The 19114-nt window shown below is 39.6% G+C and carries 20 protein-coding genes; 4 read left to right on the forward strand and 16 right to left on the reverse strand.

Translation table 11 applies throughout. The features are described 5' to 3' along the window. Positions 1-18: 18 nt before the first annotated feature. The 4 genes from M1F74_RS08500 to hisS all read right to left on the reverse strand — a co-directional run bounded on the left by M1F74_RS08500 (position 19) and on the right by hisS (position 2197). Positions 19-369 carry a PspC domain-containing protein gene (locus M1F74_RS08500; RefSeq protein ID WP_247946839.1) on the reverse strand — a complete coding sequence of 117 codons (351 nt, stop codon included), beginning with the start codon at positions 367-369 and terminating at the stop codon, positions 19-21. Beyond that, positions 366-569, reverse strand: coding sequence for a hypothetical protein (locus M1F74_RS08505; protein ID WP_001046115.1), 204 nt, complete (start codon positions 567-569; stop codon positions 366-368). The genes M1F74_RS08500 and M1F74_RS08505 overlap by 4 nt, the downstream gene beginning before the upstream one ends. Then, on the reverse strand, positions 566-772 hold the full coding sequence (locus tag M1F74_RS08510) for a helix-turn-helix transcriptional regulator (protein ID WP_000916943.1): 207 nt from the start codon (positions 770-772) through the stop codon (positions 566-568). The genes M1F74_RS08505 and M1F74_RS08510 overlap by 4 nt, the downstream gene beginning before the upstream one ends. A 144-nt stretch (positions 773-916) precedes the next feature. Further along, positions 917-2197: a histidine--tRNA ligase gene (gene hisS, locus M1F74_RS08515; protein ID WP_109290252.1), complete on the reverse strand. Its 1281-nt coding sequence runs from the start codon at positions 2195-2197 to the stop codon at positions 917-919. 167 nt (positions 2198-2364) lie between these two features. On the opposite strand from hisS, the gene M1F74_RS08520 reads away from it, so the two are divergent. Beyond that, on the forward strand, positions 2365-2706 hold the full coding sequence (locus M1F74_RS08520; protein ID WP_001204052.1) for a metal-sulfur cluster assembly factor: 342 nt from the start codon (positions 2365-2367) through the stop codon (positions 2704-2706). Between the two features lie 167 nt (positions 2707-2873). Here M1F74_RS08520 and ilvD read toward each other — a convergent pair whose 3' ends face one another. Continuing rightward, positions 2874-4577: a dihydroxy-acid dehydratase gene (ilvD, locus tag M1F74_RS08525; protein WP_432654180.1), complete on the reverse strand. Its 1704-nt coding sequence runs from the start codon at positions 4575-4577 to the stop codon at positions 2874-2876. Between the two features lie 230 nt (positions 4578-4807). Between ilvD and rpmF the strand changes: the two genes are divergently transcribed. The 3 genes from rpmF to M1F74_RS08540 all read left to right on the forward strand — a co-directional run bounded on the left by rpmF (position 4808) and on the right by M1F74_RS08540 (position 5752). Then, positions 4808-4990, forward strand: a complete 183-nt coding sequence (gene rpmF, locus M1F74_RS08530) for a 50S ribosomal protein L32 (RefSeq protein WP_000290417.1) — start codon at positions 4808-4810, stop codon at positions 4988-4990. Between the two features lie 15 nt (positions 4991-5005). Then, positions 5006-5155, forward strand: a complete 150-nt coding sequence (rpmG, locus tag M1F74_RS08535) for a 50S ribosomal protein L33 (protein WP_001265622.1) — start codon at positions 5006-5008, stop codon at positions 5153-5155. A 78-nt stretch (positions 5156-5233) separates the two neighbouring features. Further along, a complete protein-coding gene (locus tag M1F74_RS08540) occupies positions 5234-5752 on the forward strand; it encodes an HXXEE domain-containing protein (RefSeq protein ID WP_247946840.1) in 519 nt (172 codons plus the stop codon). A 132-nt stretch (positions 5753-5884) separates the two neighbouring features. On the opposite strand, the gene rpsD is transcribed toward M1F74_RS08540, so the two are convergent. From rpsD to M1F74_RS08595, 11 genes are all read right to left on the reverse strand, one after another. Further along, positions 5885-6496, reverse strand: a complete 612-nt coding sequence (rpsD, locus tag M1F74_RS08545; protein ID WP_000092756.1) for a 30S ribosomal protein S4 — start codon at positions 6494-6496, stop codon at positions 5885-5887. Positions 6497-6948: 452 nt separating this feature from the next. Next, positions 6949-8316 (reverse strand): ISLre2 family transposase, encoded by a 1368-nt coding sequence (locus M1F74_RS08550; protein WP_247946841.1) that lies wholly within the window; start codon positions 8314-8316, stop codon positions 6949-6951. Between the two features lie 141 nt (positions 8317-8457). Then, positions 8458-8685: a hypothetical protein gene (locus tag M1F74_RS08555; protein WP_000896112.1), complete on the reverse strand. Its 228-nt coding sequence runs from the start codon at positions 8683-8685 to the stop codon at positions 8458-8460. Positions 8686-8737: 52 nt separating this feature from the next. Beyond that, entirely contained in the window at positions 8738-9544 is an 807-nt protein-coding gene (locus M1F74_RS08560; RefSeq protein ID WP_009729764.1) for a ParA family protein, read from the reverse strand. Between the two features lie 208 nt (positions 9545-9752). Continuing rightward, positions 9753-11387 (reverse strand): relaxase/mobilization nuclease domain-containing protein, encoded by a 1635-nt coding sequence (locus M1F74_RS08565; RefSeq protein WP_247946842.1) that lies wholly within the window; start codon positions 11385-11387, stop codon positions 9753-9755. Then, a complete protein-coding gene (locus M1F74_RS08570; RefSeq protein WP_247946843.1) occupies positions 11381-11773 on the reverse strand; it encodes a plasmid mobilization protein in 393 nt (130 codons plus the stop codon). The genes M1F74_RS08565 and M1F74_RS08570 overlap by 7 nt, the downstream gene beginning before the upstream one ends. A gap of 217 nt (positions 11774-11990) precedes the next feature. Then, positions 11991-12407, reverse strand: a complete 417-nt coding sequence (locus tag M1F74_RS08575; RefSeq protein WP_049490082.1) for a hypothetical protein — start codon at positions 12405-12407, stop codon at positions 11991-11993. Between the two features lie 70 nt (positions 12408-12477). Beyond that, positions 12478-16515 (reverse strand): PBECR4 domain-containing protein, encoded by a 4038-nt coding sequence (locus M1F74_RS08580; protein WP_247946844.1) that lies wholly within the window; start codon positions 16513-16515, stop codon positions 12478-12480. Continuing rightward, positions 16506-16769, reverse strand: coding sequence for a hypothetical protein (locus M1F74_RS08585; RefSeq protein ID WP_247946845.1), 264 nt, complete (start codon positions 16767-16769; stop codon positions 16506-16508). The genes M1F74_RS08580 and M1F74_RS08585 overlap by 10 nt, the downstream gene beginning before the upstream one ends. A 20-nt stretch (positions 16770-16789) precedes the next feature. After that, positions 16790-18589 carry a VirD4-like conjugal transfer protein, CD1115 family gene (locus M1F74_RS08590; RefSeq protein WP_247946846.1) on the reverse strand — a complete coding sequence of 600 codons (1800 nt, stop codon included), beginning with the start codon at positions 18587-18589 and terminating at the stop codon, positions 16790-16792. Beyond that, positions 18586-19104, reverse strand: coding sequence for a hypothetical protein (locus M1F74_RS08595; RefSeq protein ID WP_247946847.1), 519 nt, complete (start codon positions 19102-19104; stop codon positions 18586-18588). Before M1F74_RS08595 ends, M1F74_RS08590 begins: the two co-directional genes overlap by 4 nt. Positions 19105-19114 lie beyond the last annotated feature (10 nt).

The following is a 19114-nucleotide window of genomic DNA, read 5'->3' on the forward strand; positions in this document are numbered from 1 at the left end:
ATTCATACTCTTTCTAATCTAAACCAATCCAACTAACCACTGACCAAATGCTTTCCCTGATTCATAAATAGCTGTTAAGCCTTCTGTTCCAAGTGATACCAAAATCAAACAAACAGCAAGTAAGAGAATAGCTTGATTTCTTGCTTTTTTTGCTCCATCTCCCAAGGGTTCATTCCCAAGCCAACCTGCTAGATAGGCATAGAGAGTTACTGTTATAATCCCAATCTCTGTCGAAGAGAGAAATAACAAGACTGTCACCAAACGAACGATATTGGCTTGAATGTTAAAATAATTTGCTAAACCTGCACAAACACCCGCAAGTTCTTTGTGCTCAGTATCGACTTGAAAACCTGCTAAAAACTCTCTCATGATTTTTCTCCTTTTTCAACCTTTTTGAATTTTATTTTTCTCTCTACCCATCTAAAGACTAATAGTAAAACTATGTTAATCCAGAAGAGATATTTGCTTTCAACAATTGTAAACCAACCAAATAGGCTTCCGATCATAGCCAAAAAATTAACGATAAACACAACTATAGATAGATAATAAATCACTTTATACTTATTCATTCCTCATCCTCCTCTATACGAAATACCGACTCGACTGGCTCATGGAATATCTGAGCAATCTTCAGGGCAATGACGATGGATGGGGTGTACTCATCCCGTTCTAGCAAACTGATGGTTTGCCTGGACACGCCAGCTAGCTTGGCCAGTTCAGTTTGATTCAAACCATCGCGAGCCCGAAGCTCTTTTAGACGATTTTTTAGCATGTCTTTACTCCTTTGTTCTTAACTTGATTTCATTGTAACACATCTTTTTATTTTTGACAATTATATTTGTCAAAAGGTTTAAGATTTTTGTCATTTTGTAAAAGAAAACGGTCAGGAATAAGATCCTGACCAGTTTTTCTACTATTAAAAGCCTAATTTTTCAAAGATTTCTGAGAAATTTTGATTGATAGCATCAAGTGACACTTGAACTTCTTCTCGAGTTTGGTTGTTCTTGACTGTCACTTGTCCGCTTTCGACTTCGCTCTCTCCTAGGGTGATAAGAGTCTTAGCAGCAAAAACATCGGCTGACTTGAACTGAGCTTTGAGTTTACGGTTGAGGTAATCACGCTCTGCTTTGAATCCTTGTTGGCGAAGAGCCTGTACCAACTCCAAGGCCTTGACATTTGCGTCTTCACCCAAGACTGCGATATAGACATCTAGAGCGTTCTCGATAGGAAGGGCCACACCTTGTTTTTCAAGGATGAGGAGCAGACGCTCTACACCAAGTCCAAAACCAAATCCAGCAGTCTCAGGGCCACCAAAGTAGGAAACCAAGCCATCGTAGCGACCTCCTGCACAGACTGTCAAGTCATTGCCCTCGATTTCAGTGATAAACTCGAAAATCGTGTGGTTGTAGTAGTCCAGACCACGCACCATATTGGTATCGATGATATAGTCTACACCCAGATTTTCCAACATCTGACGCACAGCATCAAAATGAGCTTGACTTTCTTCATCAAGGAAATCCAAGATAGACGGCGCATTCTCCACTGCCACCTTGTCTTCTTTCTCCTTAGAGTCCAAGACACGAAGAGGATTTTCCTCCAAGCGACGTTGGCTATCCTTAGATAAGGTCTCCTTGAGCGGTGTTAAATAATCAATCAAGGCTTGACGGTAAGCCGCACGGCTCTCAGGATTTCCAAGAGTGTTGAGGTGTAGTTTGACACCTTGGATGCCGATTTCTTTCAAGAAATGAGCTGCCATAGCGATGGTTTCCACATCGGTAGCTGGATTGCTAGAGCCAAAACACTCAACACCGATCTGGTGGAACTGGCGCAAACGACCTGCTTGCGGACGCTCATAACGGAACATAGGTCCCATGTAATAGAACTTACTTGGCTTTTGCACTTCAGGAGCAAAGAGTTTATTTTCCACATAGGAACGGACAACGGGCGCAGTTCCTTCTGGACGAAGAGTGATATGGCGGTCACCCTTGTCATAGAAATCATACATTTCCTTGGTTACGATATCCGTTGTATCTCCGACAGAGCGACTGATGACCTCGTAGTGCTCAAAAATAGGCGTACGCACTTCCGCATAGTTATAGCGCTTGAAAATTTCACGGGCAAAGCCCTCAACGTACTGCCACTTGGCAGATTCAGCAGGTAAAATATCCTGCGTTCCTTTTGGTTTTTGTAATTTCATAGGGAATCCTCTTTAAACTTAATAGTCTTATTTTACCATAAATAAAGGGATTAAAACAGTGAGAGTAGAAAATCTCAAGAGAGTCTTTTCAGAAAATTCATCAAAAACTTGCCAAATTGTCAGAATTATGAGAAAATAGAGGATATTTATCACGTGGAGGGACTGTTATGAGAGACGATATCAAAATCAATGACCGCGCTTTAGCCTTGCAAGACCAAATTATCGAAAAACTAGAGAAGGTTTTTGATACAGATGTGGAATTGGATGTTTACAATCTAGGATTGATTTATGAAATCAATCTGGACGAAACGGGTCTCTGCAAGATTGTCATGACCTTCACTGACACCGCCTGCGATTGTGCAGAAAGCTTGCCTATCGAAATCGTCGCAGGTCTGAAACAAATCGAGGGTATCGAAGATGTCAAGGTTGAAGTTACCTGGTCGCCCGCTTGGAAAATCACACGAATCAGTCGCTACGGCCGTATTGCCCTTGGACTGCCACCTCGTTAAGCAGGCAAATCACTTTTGAAGATAAAAATAAGCAAGCCAAAAATGGCTTGCTTTTTTGATACTCAATGAAAATCGAAGAGCAAACTAGAAAACTAGCCGCAAGCTGTACTTGAGTACGGTAAGGCGACGTTGACGTGGTTTGAATTTGATTTTCGAAGAGTATGAGTTTATTTTTTACCTGACTTGTCCATATTCCAGAAGTCTGTCACGGCTCCACGTGAAGCAGATGATACGATGTGAGCGTATTTACCGAGGACACCACGGCTGTAAAGCGGTGGCAAAGTCGTTTCTGCCTTACGTTTTTCAAGTTCTTCATCGGATACGGCCATGGAAATTTCTTTGGTATCTTGGTCAACCGTAACGATATCACCTGTACGAAGGTAGGCAATCGGTCCACCATCCTGAGCTTCCGGAGCGATATGTCCAACAACCAGACCATATGTACCACCAGAGAAACGGCCATCTGTCAAGAGGGCGACCTTGTCTCCTTGACCTTTACCAACGATCATTGATGAAAGGGATAGCATCTCAGGCATACCAGGACCACCCTTAGGTCCAACAAAACGCACAACGACAACGTCGCCATCAACGATTTCATCTGTCAAAACAGCCTGGATAGCATCTTCTTCTGAGTCAAAGACCTTAGCTGGTCCAACGTGACGACGCACTTTAACACCTGATACTTTAGCAACCGCGCCATCAGGGGCAAGGTTCCCGTTCAAGATAATCAATGGTCCGTCTGCACGTTTTGGATTTTCCAGTGGCATGATGACTTTTTGACCTGGTGTGAGGTCTGCAAAGTCGGTCAAGTTTTCAGCGACAGTCTTACCAGTACATGTAATGCGGTCTCCGTGAAGGAAACCATTTGCCAACAGGTACTTCATAACCGCAGGGACACCACCGACTTCGTAGAGATCTTGGAAGACATACTGACCAGAAGGTTTCAAGTCGGCCAAGTGAGGTACACGCTCTTGGATTGTATTGAAGTCCTCAAGTGACAAGTCAACATTAGCCGCATGGGCAATGGCAAGCAAGTGAAGAGTGGCATTGGTTGACCCACCGAGAGCCATGGTTACTGTAATGGCATCTTCAAAAGCTTCACGAGTCAAGATATCTGATGGTTTGAGACCAAGCTCTAGCATCTTGACAACAGCTCGTCCTGCTGCTTCGATATCTTCTTTCTTGTCAGCTGATTCAGCTGGGTGAGATGAAGATCCTGGCAAACTCATACCGAGAACTTCGATAGCAGTCGCCATGGTATTAGCTGTATACATACCACCACAGCCACCAGGGCCAGGGCAGGCATTACATTCAAGACGCTTCACGTCCTCAGCTGTCATGTCACCATGGTTCCACTTACCGATTCCTTCAAATACAGAAACCAAGTCGATGTCTTTGCCATCAAGATTTCCAGGGGCGATAGTACCACCGTAAGCGAAAATAGCTGGGATATCCATATTGGCAATGGCAATCATAGAACCAGGCATGTTCTTGTCACAGCCACCGATAGCGACGAAGGCATCGACGTTGTGACCACCCATAGCCGCCTCGATGGAGTCCGCGATGATGTCACGAGATGTTAGAGAGAAACGCATACCAGGCGTTCCCATGGCGATCCCGTCTGCTACGGTAATGGTTCCAAACTGTACAGGCCAAGCGCCTGCAGATTTGACACCTTCTTTAGCCAGTTTCCCGAAATCATGCAAGTGAATGTTACATGGTGTATTTTCCGCCCAAGTTGAAATCACTCCCACAATCGGTGTTTCAAAGTCCTTATCTGTCATACCAGTCGCACGAAGCATAGCACGGTTAGGTGATTTCACCATGCTGTCATAAATGCTACTGCGGTGACGTGTATCTAATTCAGTCATCTTATCCCTCCCGTTTCAGTTTTTACTATTATAGCACAATTTCCGCATGAAGAACAGAATAAAATTCTTGAATTTTCAGAAAATTTCGATTAATCTGGTTAATGACCTTTTAATTTTTTCATCTTTTTTTGTCAAGTAACTTTACTTTACAAAAAAAATGTGTTATCCTAGTATGGTTGATGAAAATCAGTAGATTGAATCGAATTTAAATACCTAAAGGAGAAATCAAAATGGCAGTACCTGCACGTCGCACGTCAAAAGCGAAGAAAAACAAACGTCGTACACACTACAAAGTAACAGCTCCATCTGTAAACTTTGACGAAACTACTGGAGATTACTCACGTTCTCACCGCGTATCACTTAAAGGATACTACAAAGGACGTAAGATCGCTAAAGCTGCATCAGCCGAATAATAGAAGGGAGATACCATGCGCGTAAATATTACACTTGAACACAAAGAATCTGGTGAACGCTTGTACCTTACTTCTAAAAACAAGCGTAACACTCCAGACCGTCTTCAATTGAAGAAATACTCACCAAAACTTCGCAAGCACGTTGTGTTTACAGAAGTGAAATAAGCACACCTAACTCAAAACGCCTTACTGGGCGTTTTTTGCTTTATTGGTTAGCGATTTATAGCCCCTCAGGAGAGATTTATGGCATTTTATCTTTGGATGTTTCCTCTACTTTTTATCTTTCACGATATGGAAGAAATTATCGGTCTTGTCCCTTGGATTCATCTCAACAAAACCTTGCTGGCTCAAAAGGCTCCAGCTATTCTCAAGATCCACAAAGGAATTACAACAGAGGGATTTGCCCTTGCTGTTTTTGAAGAGCTTATTCTTGTCTTATCCATCACTTTATTAGCGTATTTTAGTCAATCTAGAACGCTCGAACTAGTTTGGTTAGGGGGATTTGTGGCCTTTGCACTTCATCTCTTGCTCCATATTGGACAATCAATTCTTCTTCGCAAGTATATCCCTGCTCTCATCACTTCTATCCTTTGTTTTCCTATCAGTGTTTATTTGATTATAGACATCGTGCATTTATGGCAGGTTTCGACTAGCGAATTTTTCCTATTTTCACTGGTCGGTTCAGGCATCGTCGTCATCAATCTCCTCTTTGCTCTCTGGCTTGGGAAAAAGTGTTCCGCCTGGCTTGCCCATAACCATTAACAAAAGTTCCTTGCAATTTCATTTTGCAGGGAATTTTTTTATCCTCTTTCGCAGTTAAGAAGTGTTCTATAGTTTTTTAAGACAAAGCAAAAAGCCCACTGTTGTAGGCTTTTTACAATATAAAATCTTATCTTAAAGCATTTTGTTGTAGAATTCAACGACAAGTGCTTCGTTGATTTCTGGGTTGATTTCGTCGCGTTCTGGCAAGCGAGTCAATGAACCTTCCAATTTTTCAGCGTCGAATGACACGAATGCTGGACGTCCAAGAGTAGCTTCTACTGCCTCAAGGATTGCTGGAACTTTCAATGATTTCTCACGAACTGAAATCACTTGACCTGGAGTTACGCGGTATGATGGGATATCAACGCGTTTTCCGTCAACAAGGATGTGACCGTGGTTTACGAATTGACGAGCTTGACGACGAGTAGTCGCAAGGCCAAGACGGTAAACAACGTTATCCAAACGACGTTCCAAAAGAAGCATGAAGTTGAAACCTAGGATTCCGCCTTTGATTTTTGTAGCTTGTACGAACAAGTTACGGAATTGTTTTTCACCTACACCGTAAGTGAAACGAAGTTTTTGTTTTTCAGCCAATTGCAAACCGTATTCTGACAATTTAGAACGGTTGTTTGGTCCGTGTTGTCCTGGTACGTAGTTACGACGTGCCAATTCTTTACCTGTACCTGTAAGTGAAAGGCCAAGGCGACGAGCTTGTTTCCAAGATGGTCCTGTATAACGTGACATATGTATGTCCTCCTGATATAAATAATATTTGGCGGAAATAGTCACTTAGAAAGCCCTGATTCGTGCAGATGCCCTTCGCCTAAACAGCCAAGGTTACTTATCATAAGACACCTGTTGACGAGCTTCATGCTTTCCTGCTGCTATTTCACACAAAGGCTATTGTACCATGAAAAGCTAGATTTGTAAAGAGATTTTACAGCTTTGTTTGTGTCTATTCTTTTGAGGTAGTAAAAAAATACATCAAAAACGGAAATATCAAAACAAGGCTAAACAATTTACTTGCTCAGCCTTGACATCTACTAAAATTTCTGATAGTATTAATCTTACTGATAAACAAGCACCAATTGTTTATCTTTATGAGAGGTACGTTGCTGCGTGCCTCTTTTTTATTGATAAGATTATTATACAATATTTATTACTATAAGTCAAGAGTTTACTGACTACATGGCATCTTATTTATTGATTTTTTTCCCTGCAAAACGTTGTTTATCTCGCTGTTTTCGCCCCTTCCAAGAAGCATTTACAATCGTTCCTAAACTCCTTGGAGCTTGATCGATCTTTTTTCGTACTTTTGCACTGCTCATACCTTCTGAGTGGTATTTTTCATATTCATTTCTCCAATTACCAAAAAATAAATCTCGGAGTTCTTGATTGTAAGACAACAAAATAAGATGGGACATCGCATCGGCATGGTTTAATGACCAATACATCCCTCTATTTTTCATCCGGTAACTGATTTTACGATGCTGACTTTCCATAATTCCTAAACTTGCTGTATCTAGATTCCTCTGCTCAGGAGGTTGCGTATATTTAAAATTTCCAAGGATTTTATTCTTAAAAACCTTAAAAGTATCAATCTTCTTTTCGTTCTGATTAAGTAGGACGAATGATTCTAGTGTATCAATAGATGTTTTCAATTTCTGCTTGCAATGGCTATCTATAGCTTTCATAAATTGATCTAGTAGCTCTACAGAATACGGTTTGACCAACTTTTTTATTTCTTTATTCAGATGGTATCGATCCCAAAAATGTTGATGATGCTTAATTCCTAGATCATGTGATATCTCTTTAAATAAATGTGGAGTATAACCGTGACCCATATCTGAATTTGTCACAAGTAGAGTATCTGACGTAATTTTAAAATGATTATAAATATAATCCACTACTCTTTTTCTTGCTGTTCGATTATTGGGTGACACAATTTCCACCTTATTTTTTAAAATTTTCCTCTTTCCGTACACCTCCGTTCCGGTATGGATGACAAAATGAGATAACTCTTTATTCTGCTGTTCTTTTTCACGTCCACTGACCTTTATCCAGACACCATCTCCTTCAAGATAAATAACAGGAGCCTCAATTTTTTTGACAGGTACTTCATCGCTATAGAAACGATAATCTTCTTTTTCATTTAACAATTGACTTGCTAGTTTAATCGCTTTTAACACCGTATCTTTAGTAATATAAACCTGGTACATCAGTTCAATAACTTCCACTACTTTCCGATACGGTAACATTGTAGCTAGTTTAGTGATCTGATACAGCAGTTCTTTAGAATAGGCAATACGTTTCTCCAAACCTAACTTCTCATCTACTGGAATCCTACATTTCCCATTCTTATACCAGCGTCTTCTTGAAAAAGTGACCTGACCAAACGTAAAAGTAACGGTTCTCTCAGCATAGTTTACAAATTTGTAACCTCTAGCTCTCATTGTGGGAGCAATATAGTTGTCATAGTCACTTACAAATTTATGAAATTCTTGTAGGTTTTTATCTTTAAATTTCTCTACAAATTCTCTTTCATCAATAATTTTTGTATCCAAATTAAAAACACTCCCAACTAAAATCATAATAAAAAAGTATAAAGATTTTAGTTCAGGAGTTCAAATGTTTTTTGTCAGCAAAGATAAAAGCCTTCCCAATAAGGGAAGGCTATTTGATTGCAACTATAATTATATTTATATTTATAACGATAAACTTTCGATTAGTTTATCAAGGTAATCTGATGCAGACTTTGCGCCAGCTGCTTTAGCAATTTTATCCAATTTTTTCCGATTGCTTGGTTTCAAAGTAAACTGAAATTGTTTCTTACGTTCAAAACTTTCAAAGCTGGCTACATCTGAAATCTGCTCAGGTTGATGGGTTGCTTCGATAATCTGCGAAATCTCTTTTTCTTTTGGTGTGAATGCCATGACAATCTCCTTCTAATTATATTTATAATTGTATTTGTGTTTATAAATATAATTATATTGTATCATAAATTTTTGAAAAAGTCTGCTCCAGCTCAGTGAAAAACTTTTTGTGTTTTTGATAAAGCTCAGAATTCTCCTTCATATCTGCAATAGAGATCTTATCAATCGTGGAATGATTGAATAACTCTTTTGCTGGTACGATGCCTAGAAGGTTGTCTGTTCCCTTCTCTTTAGCTTCAAGTCCCAGAGCTTCCAGTAACTCTCTTGATGATCCATAGTTCGGTCGGATCATATTTGCTAAGAAATATAGCTCAGCAGTAATGTATGATTCCCTTGTACGATAGTCAATTACATCCTTTCTGAATGCTTCTAACCGAGTTGATAGATTGAATTTAGCATTATAACCAAACTCTGAAGGAGTCAAGGGACTAATAATAGCGTGACTGACCGCAACAGCATTTTTAGTAGCTGTTGCAAAGTCTGGTCTACAATCAATCAAGATATAGTCAAACTGATCCAACTTCTTCTTTTCGTAGTTATCCTCTAGCCAAAGATAAAGTAGCATATTTTTCTTATCGCTGTTCTCCAGATCTCGTTCCACCGTGTCAAGCTGAACTGAACCTGGAATTAGATTGATATTTTCCTTGACTTGCTTAATATCCACATCGCCACCTTTAAAAGCATTAGCAATCGTATTCTTGCTCTCGTAAATATTATAGCACTGGGTTAAATTGCACTGATGGTCAAGATCAATCAAAAGAACCTTATGCCCTTTCTTTGCCAGCCATTCCCCATAATTAAATGTTAAAGTTGTTTTCCCAACACCGCCCTTAATAGCAGCAAATGTGATAATCTTCATTTGATATCCTCCTGTTTTTCTATACTTCTATTATACCATTATAATTATATTTGTCAATATGTTTATAATTATATTTATAATTATTTTCGCAATGAAGTTTCTCCTTCCTTTTCACCAGCAATTCCTAGAAAAGGTTCTCTTTCCAAATGTAAAGAGAACTGTTCTCTCTGTACTGAAATCATGACTAGATTGAAAACATCAGAAACTTCTACAAGACTTTTTCATCCTCAAATCGTCGGTCAACTTTCTCTTCACGACTACGCACGTGCTCCTTAATATCTCTATAATCTGTGTAATGTTTTAGAGTGTCGTCAAAGAACTCTTGTAAGGCTCCTTTTTCAATTTGGAATTGTTTAATCAGTTGACTGACATCTTCCAGTCCCATATCTTTTGGAACTCCTAAATCATCCAATAGTTGTACCGCTGCAAGACTATTTTCTGGAGATTTCTGGATGGCTAAAAGTGTTCCTTCAATTTTATGATAACGTCCAAGTCGTTCATCTAGCTGTCTTAATTCCTCCTGGGTAGCCTCTATCTTTTCATTAAAGCGCTCCTCCAAATGTTGAAATTGTGCTCCGTCTGTCACACCGTGCTCAACTAAGAAATTATATTCCTTAATCAGTTCACGCATAGAGGAAATTTGAGCGTTTTTAGTAACGAGTGTTTCGCCGTTTTGTTTGGCCAATTGCCTTGCGACAGTCAAGCCCATCATGTACCTATTTTTTTGAGATTGATCAGGATTGAGAAAATAAAAATAGTCTTTCTCTTTGATATAGATGGTATAATTTCCATCCTCATTTTTATCAACTTTATGAGAAGGTATTAAAATTGTACCACTATTTAAAGCTCCCATATCCATCTGCACGTAAATGCCTTGCTTGCTTTCTTGCTCGACCTGCCAGGATTCCACTTCCAATTTCAATTCAAAATCATTTGCCGTTTTATCTTTTGATTCTTGATATTGTTCTTTCAATTCCTCCACATCAAAAACTAACTGATTCTTAGAAATTCTCTCTTTTATTTTTTCAAGAGAATAGAGTCCTTTCTTCGATAATGTATCATCTCGGACATTTCTTTGTTGGGGCTGATCGAGCAATTTATACTTCACAAATTTTCCAGAGAAATCAATCTGAAGATTAAGCGCAGCTGCCTTTTGTTTGAAATCTTCTAACGACAAAGAGTGCTTCAGAAGAAAATCAAGACGTTCCTTGATTTCAAACCGATAATTATTTTGTCTCCGCCAAGCAGAATACTTTGTATAAGAATTTTTCATAGTAGGCTCAATAATTTTAGCGCCATATCGTGCCGCATGTTTGTCCGAAATGGCTCTCAAATTTTTCAAGGTTTTCTTTTCCCAGCGAAATTTCTTGAGCGTTGAGGTATTGGTGGTATTAAGTATGATATGGTTATGAAGATGATCTTTATCCGTGTGGGTTGCGATCACAAACTCATAATTTCCACCTGTCAATTCTAACATCGTTTGACGGCCAATTTCATGAACCTGCTCAGGAGTCAAGTTATCATCTGGAGAAAAAGACTGGATAATGTGATGAGCCAATACTTGTTTTCCTGAAGATAATTCTTTCAAGTCATCATCTCCTTTTTTAAAGGCTGCAGCTAATTTTGTCATGACCATTTCTTCATCTGCTACACTAAAATCAGAGATCCCATTTCCAGATACTAGCTTCATTTGAAGCTCACCATTATGATAGACAAGAGGAAAATCAAGATCACTTTCTGCAGTTTCTGATACAAGAGTTTTCGCTTCATTCAGAATATAGCGTACAGCTATTTTTAAATTGGAAGGAGTTTTAATTTGTTTGGGTGTTTTGATTACTACCATTCGTCATACGTCCTTATTGTTTTCACTTTTCGTTCCTGTAAACTTTTCTTCTCCGCACTAGAAAGTTTGACAGCCACCATCTCTTTCAACTCAGATAGACAGTCAATGACTTGTGCCACTTCCTCTGGCGTAACCCCTTGATTTTCATTGGCATGTTTAGCAATTTGGTTGATGTTCGTACCCACTCGATTGATAGCAACTCGAAGGTCTTTCAATTCGGAAAAATCAATTTGAACCACCTTCCCTTGTACCAGTTGATTCTTCGCATAGTATTGAAAAGATGGAACTCCCATTTGGGCCATCGCCGTTTTAATTTGACGATCTTCCTCTGGTGTTAGTCGTATCAATTTTTGTATATAGCGTTTTCTATTTTCTCGTTTCTGCATTATTTTTTTATCCTCTTTCTCTCAAAGTCTCTGGCATTTTCTGACCAGGCATCAGCCCCTGACTTCCTTGTGGCAAGCGTAGCAAATGGATATCCATTTGCGAAATTTAAAAAAATCAGAGAAGGAGAACCCTACAGTTTTCCTTCTTGATTTTCTCAGTTTTGGGGAAATCCCCAAGCCCCTTTCCTATATCTTTTGGAGTACAACTTCTAACATTTTATCGTAACCAACTGAAAATATTTTTGAAAATAGATGATTGCTTATCACTATTTTCTACACTTTTTTCTTTCTGACCTTGCAAGTTTTCAGCTAGGACAGAAAGTTGTTGAGTAGTTAGAGGCTGGAAAATAGACTGCCCAATTTGTATTTCTGTCAGTAAGATTTTTTCAGTGAGTACAGCTTGAAATTCCTCATCTGTGATTATCTTGAGTAGCTCAATATTTTCTTCTTCCCACTCCAAAAGAGCAGGATCTCCTTTAGGTAGTTGAGACTGTTCTTCCTCTAGTTGCTCCAGAACTTGTTGGCGAGTCAAGTCTTTAGCGTTTGGCGATACTCCTACAACTCTGTCTCCATCCATGATTGGAATAAAGTCTGAAAGGATGATAATCAGTTGTTCTTCTTGTTCATTGGTCATGAGTGTTGTCCTCCTTGATGATGATTTGTTTTTAATTTGACCTTGGGTTTATTTGGGGTGTCCCGTTCGGTCATTTCGAGAAACCCTTCTCTTTTTTTGATTGTGCATCTGCTTTCAACTCCTGCTTGTGTTCTTCGACAGCTTGCTGGGTCTGACCTTTAAACTTCTCCAGTTTTTGTTCAAAACTGCGCTTCGTTTGTTTCTCCTGACTCAACCTTAATTGTTCCAATGCTTGATCCATACGAACCATTAAACTTTTAGCTTCTTGTTGGACAATATCCAACTGTGCTTCTAAATCAGCAAGTGTCTCTTTGTCAGCAGACCACCCAGATAGATAGTTAAAGGAATACTCTGACGTATCAATACCATAGTATGAAGAAACAACATAAGCGACACTTTCAGCCTGAAGTTCAGCTGTGCTTCTAGTTAGATTTTCCTTCTGAGGATTGTCTGCATGATGCAACTCTGCATGAGCCATTTCATGTAAGAAAGTTTTAATAATTTGAGCCTTGTTCATCTCATTACTACGTAAAACTATTTGATTTTCTGGGACAGAATAATATCCATGTTTATTATTTTCCATCTCTTCAAATCGAACCGATACATCATTTTCTTTCGCAATAGCCATCAGGGCACGGTAAAGATTTGCATAGTCCAAATCAGTCAGCTGCTCTTTAACTTCTGCAGCTTTTGGCATCTCCTTTCCTTCTGTCTGACTAACATCAAAGACTGGCACTAAACCAAAGAATGTAACTGTTTCTGGTTTCCCATTTTTATCCAATATTGGTTGGTTATTCTCATCCTTTTTGATCTTCGTCATAGGTTTAAAAATACGTAAAGCCTTCTCGCCTTTTTTCACATAGCGGCCAAAGTTTTCTTTCCACTGCTTGAAAGAAGCTACTTGCCTTGCTTCAGGATTTTGTGCAAGAATTAAGCGTAGGTTACGATTAGAATAATTATTTAGTTGGCTCATTTTCGTTAGATAGTCTCTGTACTTATCCGAATCCAGAAACTCCTTAATTCCTTCTTTAAGGTGACGACTTAATCCTGCCATATCTTTATTTTGAATAAAATCTGCGACTGCAAGACTGCTAGCTGCTAAAACAACTTCTTCCGCTTGTAGACCCTCTTCGACCTCTGGTTTAGAACCTGGTTTCGATCTAAAATCATACGGATTCGTTCCCTGAAGCAACTCCTCCTCATCAGAAACACCGTCAGCATCCGCATCACGTTTCAACTCCTGTTTGTTGTGGGCTTGTTCTTCTAGTTTGATTTCTTCCTCTTGTTCTTTTTCAAATTCATCCCGAATGTTTTCGATGGTTTGTTCACTCGCCAATCTCTCCAGATGATACTGATTGAATAATGCCCCATCTATCTTCATCAACTCTGGATGCTCCCGCATTTCTCGTGTTCCAAGTCTTTCTTTGTGAGCGATTGGGTTAATCTCGTCCCCAATATCGTAACGGATGCCATCCTGGATCAGTTCACCATCAGGAGCGTAGATACTAAACTGGATCTTAGTTGGAGAAATGTAGGCTTCTGGGTGACCACCAGTTACTTGTTGTAGCCCTTCCTGATGTAGCTGATAGAAGTTCTGATTGGCCTTGTAAAGCTCTCTAGCAAAATCTTGATAAGATATCAGCTCTGTTTCTTTAAAGGCCAATCTAGGCCCATCTGGGCGCTCCTCAGCCCATTGAAGGCGTACATGGTAGTTCTCCTTATAGATATGATCTTGTTTCCACTCTTTATAAAAGTCTGAATTTGTATCCAGGAGATTATCTTCTCCAGCTGCAGCAACAATCTGATCAAATTTATCATTGTGTTGCTTCGCATAGTCAAGATACTGATTCCAGGCTTGATGAAATTCTTTTGGAGTTTTTGAAAGGTCACCTGGCACACCTAAATTATAGACAGTATCTAAGACTTGAGTAAACGTAGCCGAATCAAGTAGGGGGCTATTCAGTGTGTTCTCTAGCGTTGTTTGTTCAATTTCTTTAGAAACTTCTTCAAACTGCTTATTCTTCAAAACTGACAGCATTTCTGCACCATTGTCTTTAACATATTCTTCATTGATTGAAAGTTGCTCGATGTGACCATCTCGATCTCTATAAACACCGAGAATGATCTTTTCATCCAACGATTTAACATTAGTTGCAAGCTCTCCCTTGAGTTTCATAAGAGAGGCTGGAATTTTTTCATCTCCGATATCTTTAAACAGTAGTAAGAAATCTTCATCTTTTGCTTTAATAGCTTCACTCATATTGAGATTGTGAAGCTTTTCAACACTGCTCAAATCATCCAGAACAAAGGATTGTGGCTCTAAAATATCCTGAAGCATTGGAAGAACCTGCAATTTATCCTTAATTGAATTACTAATCAACATACCGTCATAATGACCTCGACCAGCCGCAAAATCTTCTAAGAAATCAGCAGCACCTTTTCCTTCTTCAAAAGGTCTAATCCCTGAAAGATGGATAAAGTTTTCTTTTTGGAAAGTTACTTGAAGAACATTCTCTTCTCCATGATCCGCATAAACAAAACTTATTTTACTGCCAGCCATTTCACTTAAATACCAGGACGCTGTACTTTGAATGGAGGGCGCATATTGGTTCAAACGTCTTAAATCGGCAGGTGTAATTGGGTGATAATTCCCCACTCGCCGTTGCACTTTATCATAATTTGTGCTAAAATGAAGGTACGGATAGGATGATGTCGGGTGACTGGTAACAGTTTGCTCAAAGGTACTTGTTTCAAGTACAGGTGAGGTACTGCCTTCAGCTTTAGGCTGTAAAGAACCCGTGCCACCACTGGTCCTATCATTCATTTGCTCCTGAGAACTCTCAGGAGCTTTTTCTGTGCTCTGAATTTGTTTTTTGGGCTCCCTACCATCTCCAAGAGGATTGGAAGGTTTTTCATAGGTCACTGTTTTGTCCGAATCAATAACCATTTGTTTTCTAGGCTCTACTGAAAAACCTATATTATTCCAGTTTTCCTTCAACCACGCTGCATCTTCAGGAGAAAGGTGGCTGGTATCAGGAAAAGAACTTGATGAGTGAATTTCCTCAGTCTTCTCCAGTTGTTTTTCCTGCTTCAGGATCTCATTCCAGTCTGTCTTCTCCTGGCCTTCACGTTGTGGTGGTCTTGCATCGATAACTGGGATTTTCTTCTCCCGTAGTTTGGTAATAAAGTCTGTACCTGCTTTATCACGATCAACTGCCAGCGTGATGAGATCATCGTATTTGTGATCTTGGAAAAGTGTAGAGGTTTCTGCTGCAACAGATAGGAATCTCGAGGTACGTGTTAGTTCGCTAGACTTGGTATAATCCCTTTCATCCATCGCAATCTCCCCTCGATCCTGTAAAATTTCAAGAACATAGTGGGATAATACTCCCTCTTTCAATCCTTCCATCGCAACCAGTCGAACATCGTTTAATTCGCCCTTATGAAGCTCATAATAGCTCATAAGGTCAATTGGTGCCTCTGTCACAATTAAACGCTCAGGAGAGCCTATAGAAACGTTTAAGCCACTGATAGCCTCTGATTGATACATGATTTGTTTCAAGTAGCCCTTACCTGGATGACGTTCCTGATCAGGAACAAGTCCCTGAAGGCTCGCACCTACCAGTTGCTGATTTCTATCCAAGTATTTAAAAACTAATACGTCTTCTATAACGCCCTCTTTGTCCTTACGTTTAGCTTGGGCTAATACTCCCTTCTCAAGGAAGAAGTCGATTGTATCATCAGAGAGACCTCTAATCTCCTTGAGATAGGCTCTCGCCTCCACAAATGGTTGTTCGTAAGGCGCTAGTGTATAGTTGAAAGGTTTTCGCTCTTCCTCTACTGGTTTTGCTTCAGGAAAGGAACCTGTCTCCAAGAATACCATAGCATCTTTATAGCTGACATTTTGCATTTGTTGCACGAGATTGATGGTATCACCAAAGACGTTTTGAGAATACCAATGCCAGGTATTCTTGACCGTATCGATCTTAAATGAGTCATGTTCAGCCCAATAATACTCTCGATGTGACTTTCGCTTCATTTCCATTCCTAGGCTACGAGCTACTTCTAAAATATCCAGCGATTTTGCCTGTGCTTTTGTTAAAACCATCCTGTTTCCTCCTCGACCAATTCCTTGAATAAAAGATAACCTTCAGGAGTTGCATCTAGTTCACTAACTACTAATGGATCTTCCTGATTCGTTGTTACAAAAATATGAGGAGCTAATTGATAGAAAGTCTCCTCATCTGCCTGTTTGAATAGCTGCCAAATAGCATAACGTTCTGTAGCTAAATTTTCTGGCTTTAGTGCTAAAACTTGTGAGATACTCTCCAGGTATCCTAATTGTGTTTTGGGTGTTTGCATCCTTCTGTCCTTTCTATATGTTAGGCCACAAATAACTCTTTTAGCTGCGGAGTCAAATCGTTGGCATATAAAAGCAAGCCATCGATGTCTGTTCCCTTTCGAGTATATTCGTACCAGTTTTCTGTATCTTCAGGAGAACTTGCAATCTCATCTTTTCTAGGATGATCATAGACACTTGCTTTTTTATCTCTGAAGACATTTTGTTTAGAAATAAAGACCAATCCTTCTTCTACCCCAATTCTTGCGACTTCATCTGGAGTTAAAAGTGGACGGCCTTGAATTTGTTTATTTTCACTTGATGATCCATTCCGATAACTATGCGATTTTGAAGTGGATCGGGTGCGTATCGTCTGCTTGCCTGACCTTGTAGAATAGTATTCCATCGTATCCTTGTCATTCGTCCCTAAAAATAGGTGAGTGGCACAGTTATTAAAGATCGTCTTCCAATCACTTTTATAAAGTGATTCTAGCTGATTGACAGCTTGAATGATAATCTTAATAGACATCTCACGACTACGAATAGAAGATAGAACCTGGGCGAAGTTTGGAATACGGCCAATTTGCGCAAACTCATCGAAGATAAACTGAATGTGGCGAAGATTTTTTCTACTGTAACCAGGTACTTTACCTTGTAAGATATCATCAGCCTTATGTGTGAGAACCTCAAAGCCAATCGCAAACAAGATTGAGGAAAGAAAATTAAAGGCGTTATTGGTTTCAGGAATAGCAATAAAAACAGCTGTCTTTTTCGTATTCCAGGTATCCATTTCCATGGTATCCTCACTGATCAGGTTTCGTACATCTTCATGATCAAAGATAGAATAGCGAGAAGACAGAATCGCTACCACACTGTTTCTTGTCTCACCTGTGAAGTTTTGGAATAATTTCCACTGTTTATAAGCATAGTTGTTAGGTTGATGTTCGTTCAGTTCTTCAAACATCTGCTCGACAGGACTTGGTACATCTGGGTCCTCTCGAGACATATTTCTTAATAGATCCGCAACGTGACCCAGGTTTGGCATATATAACTGGACTCCAGTTTCAGGATCCTTAGAGTCAAAATAGAGATAACCAATCAATGCCCGTTGAAGCATCAACTCTGCTTTAACCCAGAAGTCTTCTCCAGTATGCTCACTATTCTTCGTTCCCTCAGTAATTGCTTCAGAGATACGATCAATATCTAGCTCAGACTTCATGTAATGAAAAGGATTAAACCGATCTGAATTCTTGAGCCGAATCAAATCAAAGATTTTAACAGCATAGCCTGCCTTTTCAAGCATCTTCCCAACTTCGTGTACCAGATTTCCTTTGGGATCTGTCACAACAAAGTTTGAGTTCATCTGCATTAAATTTGGCAATACAAAAGTAAAGGTTTTACCGTCTCCTGGAAGACCAATGACAATCACATTTTTATTGAGTTGCACATTGTAGGCTAAGCGAAAGTTAAATAGTCCCATTTTGACCTGTTTTGAAAAAATCATATTCTTCTCAGAATCAACGTCTTCAAACCGTCTCATTTCCTTCAAAGTCGCAAAACGAGCACTACCTTGCTCTTCTCCCTGACGATATAAATTCTTATCCATAGAAGCATAGACAAGCATTGGGAGGCCGAATCCGATCAACCCTGCATATAAGGCTCCTGAATCAAAGAAAACACCAAAAGAGAAGCGTTCCCAGTGTTCTAGCAACCAACGAAGTCGCAACATTCCCATAAAAGGTACTGCTGCAGTCGAAAGTTGGTAGTAATGGTAAAAGGACTGGAAAATTACAAATGAAAATAGCCCCACCACCAGGTAGGGCCATATAGGCTTTCTAATCATCGTGCTTTCTCCTTTCCAATATCCTTCGTCACTACAGGGATAGTTCCCTTATACACCATATGACTCTTGTAGTAGGCTATTTTGTCTTCAGGAGTCATTTCGTGTGGTTTCTTCAGTACCTTTTTCGCAAACTCCTCTAATTTTTCTGGGCTTTTCGTGATGTCTGCTAACATCTCTTTGAGAGCCTTTTCTACCAGGGGACGATTTTTTGTTTCAAAGAAGAGATAGGTTGTCCCATCTTTTTGATGATAAGTAAAACCCACCTTATACTCTTCCAAGTAATGCTTTAGCTTGGCCAAGTGGACTTCACTGTTTAGTAACTTCTCAACGTCTTTTTCAGACTTGGTGGCCATAAAGTCATTGAATAGCGTCTCCCCTTCAAAAGTTCGATTTGCCGCCTTATGTTGATTCTTGTCATAGTGGGCTTTTGCGAGGGCATATAGAGCTTGTATTGTCATCTCTAGGGTTACTTTTCCTTTTAATGCCAGGGAATGACTGACCTTTTCTTGATCCATGTAAGCCCTC

The organism is Streptococcus oralis (assembly GCF_023109315.1).
GTDB classification, from domain to species: domain Bacteria; phylum Bacillota; class Bacilli; order Lactobacillales; family Streptococcaceae; genus Streptococcus; species Streptococcus oralis_BS.

Coding starts and splice junctions, on each gene's coding strand:
- M1F74_RS08500 (WP_247946839.1), bottom strand. CDS start 369: ATGAGAGAGTTTTTAGCAGGTTTTCAAGTCGATACTGAGCACAAAGAA.
- M1F74_RS08505 (WP_001046115.1), bottom strand. CDS start 569: ATGAATAAGTATAAAGTGATTTATTATCTATCTATAGTTGTGTTTATC.
- M1F74_RS08510 (WP_000916943.1), bottom strand. CDS start 772: ATGCTAAAAAATCGTCTAAAAGAGCTTCGGGCTCGCGATGGTTTGAAT.
- hisS (WP_109290252.1), bottom strand. CDS start 2,197: ATGAAATTACAAAAACCAAAAGGAACGCAGGATATTTTACCTGCTGAA.
- M1F74_RS08520 (WP_001204052.1), top strand. CDS start 2,365: ATGAGAGACGATATCAAAATCAATGACCGCGCTTTAGCCTTGCAAGAC.
- ilvD (WP_432654180.1), bottom strand. CDS start 4,577: ATGACTGAATTAGATACACGTCACCGCAGTAGCATTTATGACAGCATG.
- rpmF (WP_000290417.1), top strand. CDS start 4,808: ATGGCAGTACCTGCACGTCGCACGTCAAAAGCGAAGAAAAACAAACGT.
- rpmG (WP_001265622.1), top strand. CDS start 5,006: ATGCGCGTAAATATTACACTTGAACACAAAGAATCTGGTGAACGCTTG.
- M1F74_RS08540 (WP_247946840.1), top strand. CDS start 5,234: ATGGCATTTTATCTTTGGATGTTTCCTCTACTTTTTATCTTTCACGAT.
- rpsD (WP_000092756.1), bottom strand. CDS start 6,496: ATGTCACGTTATACAGGACCATCTTGGAAACAAGCTCGTCGCCTTGGC.
- M1F74_RS08555 (WP_000896112.1), bottom strand. CDS start 8,685: ATGGCATTCACACCAAAAGAAAAAGAGATTTCGCAGATTATCGAAGCA.
- M1F74_RS08560 (WP_009729764.1), bottom strand. CDS start 9,544: ATGAAGATTATCACATTTGCTGCTATTAAGGGCGGTGTTGGGAAAACA.
- M1F74_RS08565 (WP_247946842.1), bottom strand. CDS start 11,387: ATGGTAGTAATCAAAACACCCAAACAAATTAAAACTCCTTCCAATTTA.
- M1F74_RS08570 (WP_247946843.1), bottom strand. CDS start 11,773: ATGCAGAAACGAGAAAATAGAAAACGCTATATACAAAAATTGATACGA.
- M1F74_RS08575 (WP_049490082.1), bottom strand. CDS start 12,407: ATGACCAATGAACAAGAAGAACAACTGATTATCATCCTTTCAGACTTT.
- M1F74_RS08580 (WP_247946844.1), bottom strand. CDS start 16,515: ATGGTTTTAACAAAAGCACAGGCAAAATCGCTGGATATTTTAGAAGTA.
- M1F74_RS08585 (WP_247946845.1), bottom strand. CDS start 16,769: ATGCAAACACCCAAAACACAATTAGGATACCTGGAGAGTATCTCACAA.
- M1F74_RS08590 (WP_247946846.1), bottom strand. CDS start 18,589: ATGATTAGAAAGCCTATATGGCCCTACCTGGTGGTGGGGCTATTTTCA.
- M1F74_RS08595 (WP_247946847.1), bottom strand. CDS start 19,104: ATGGATCAAGAAAAGGTCAGTCATTCCCTGGCATTAAAAGGAAAAGTA.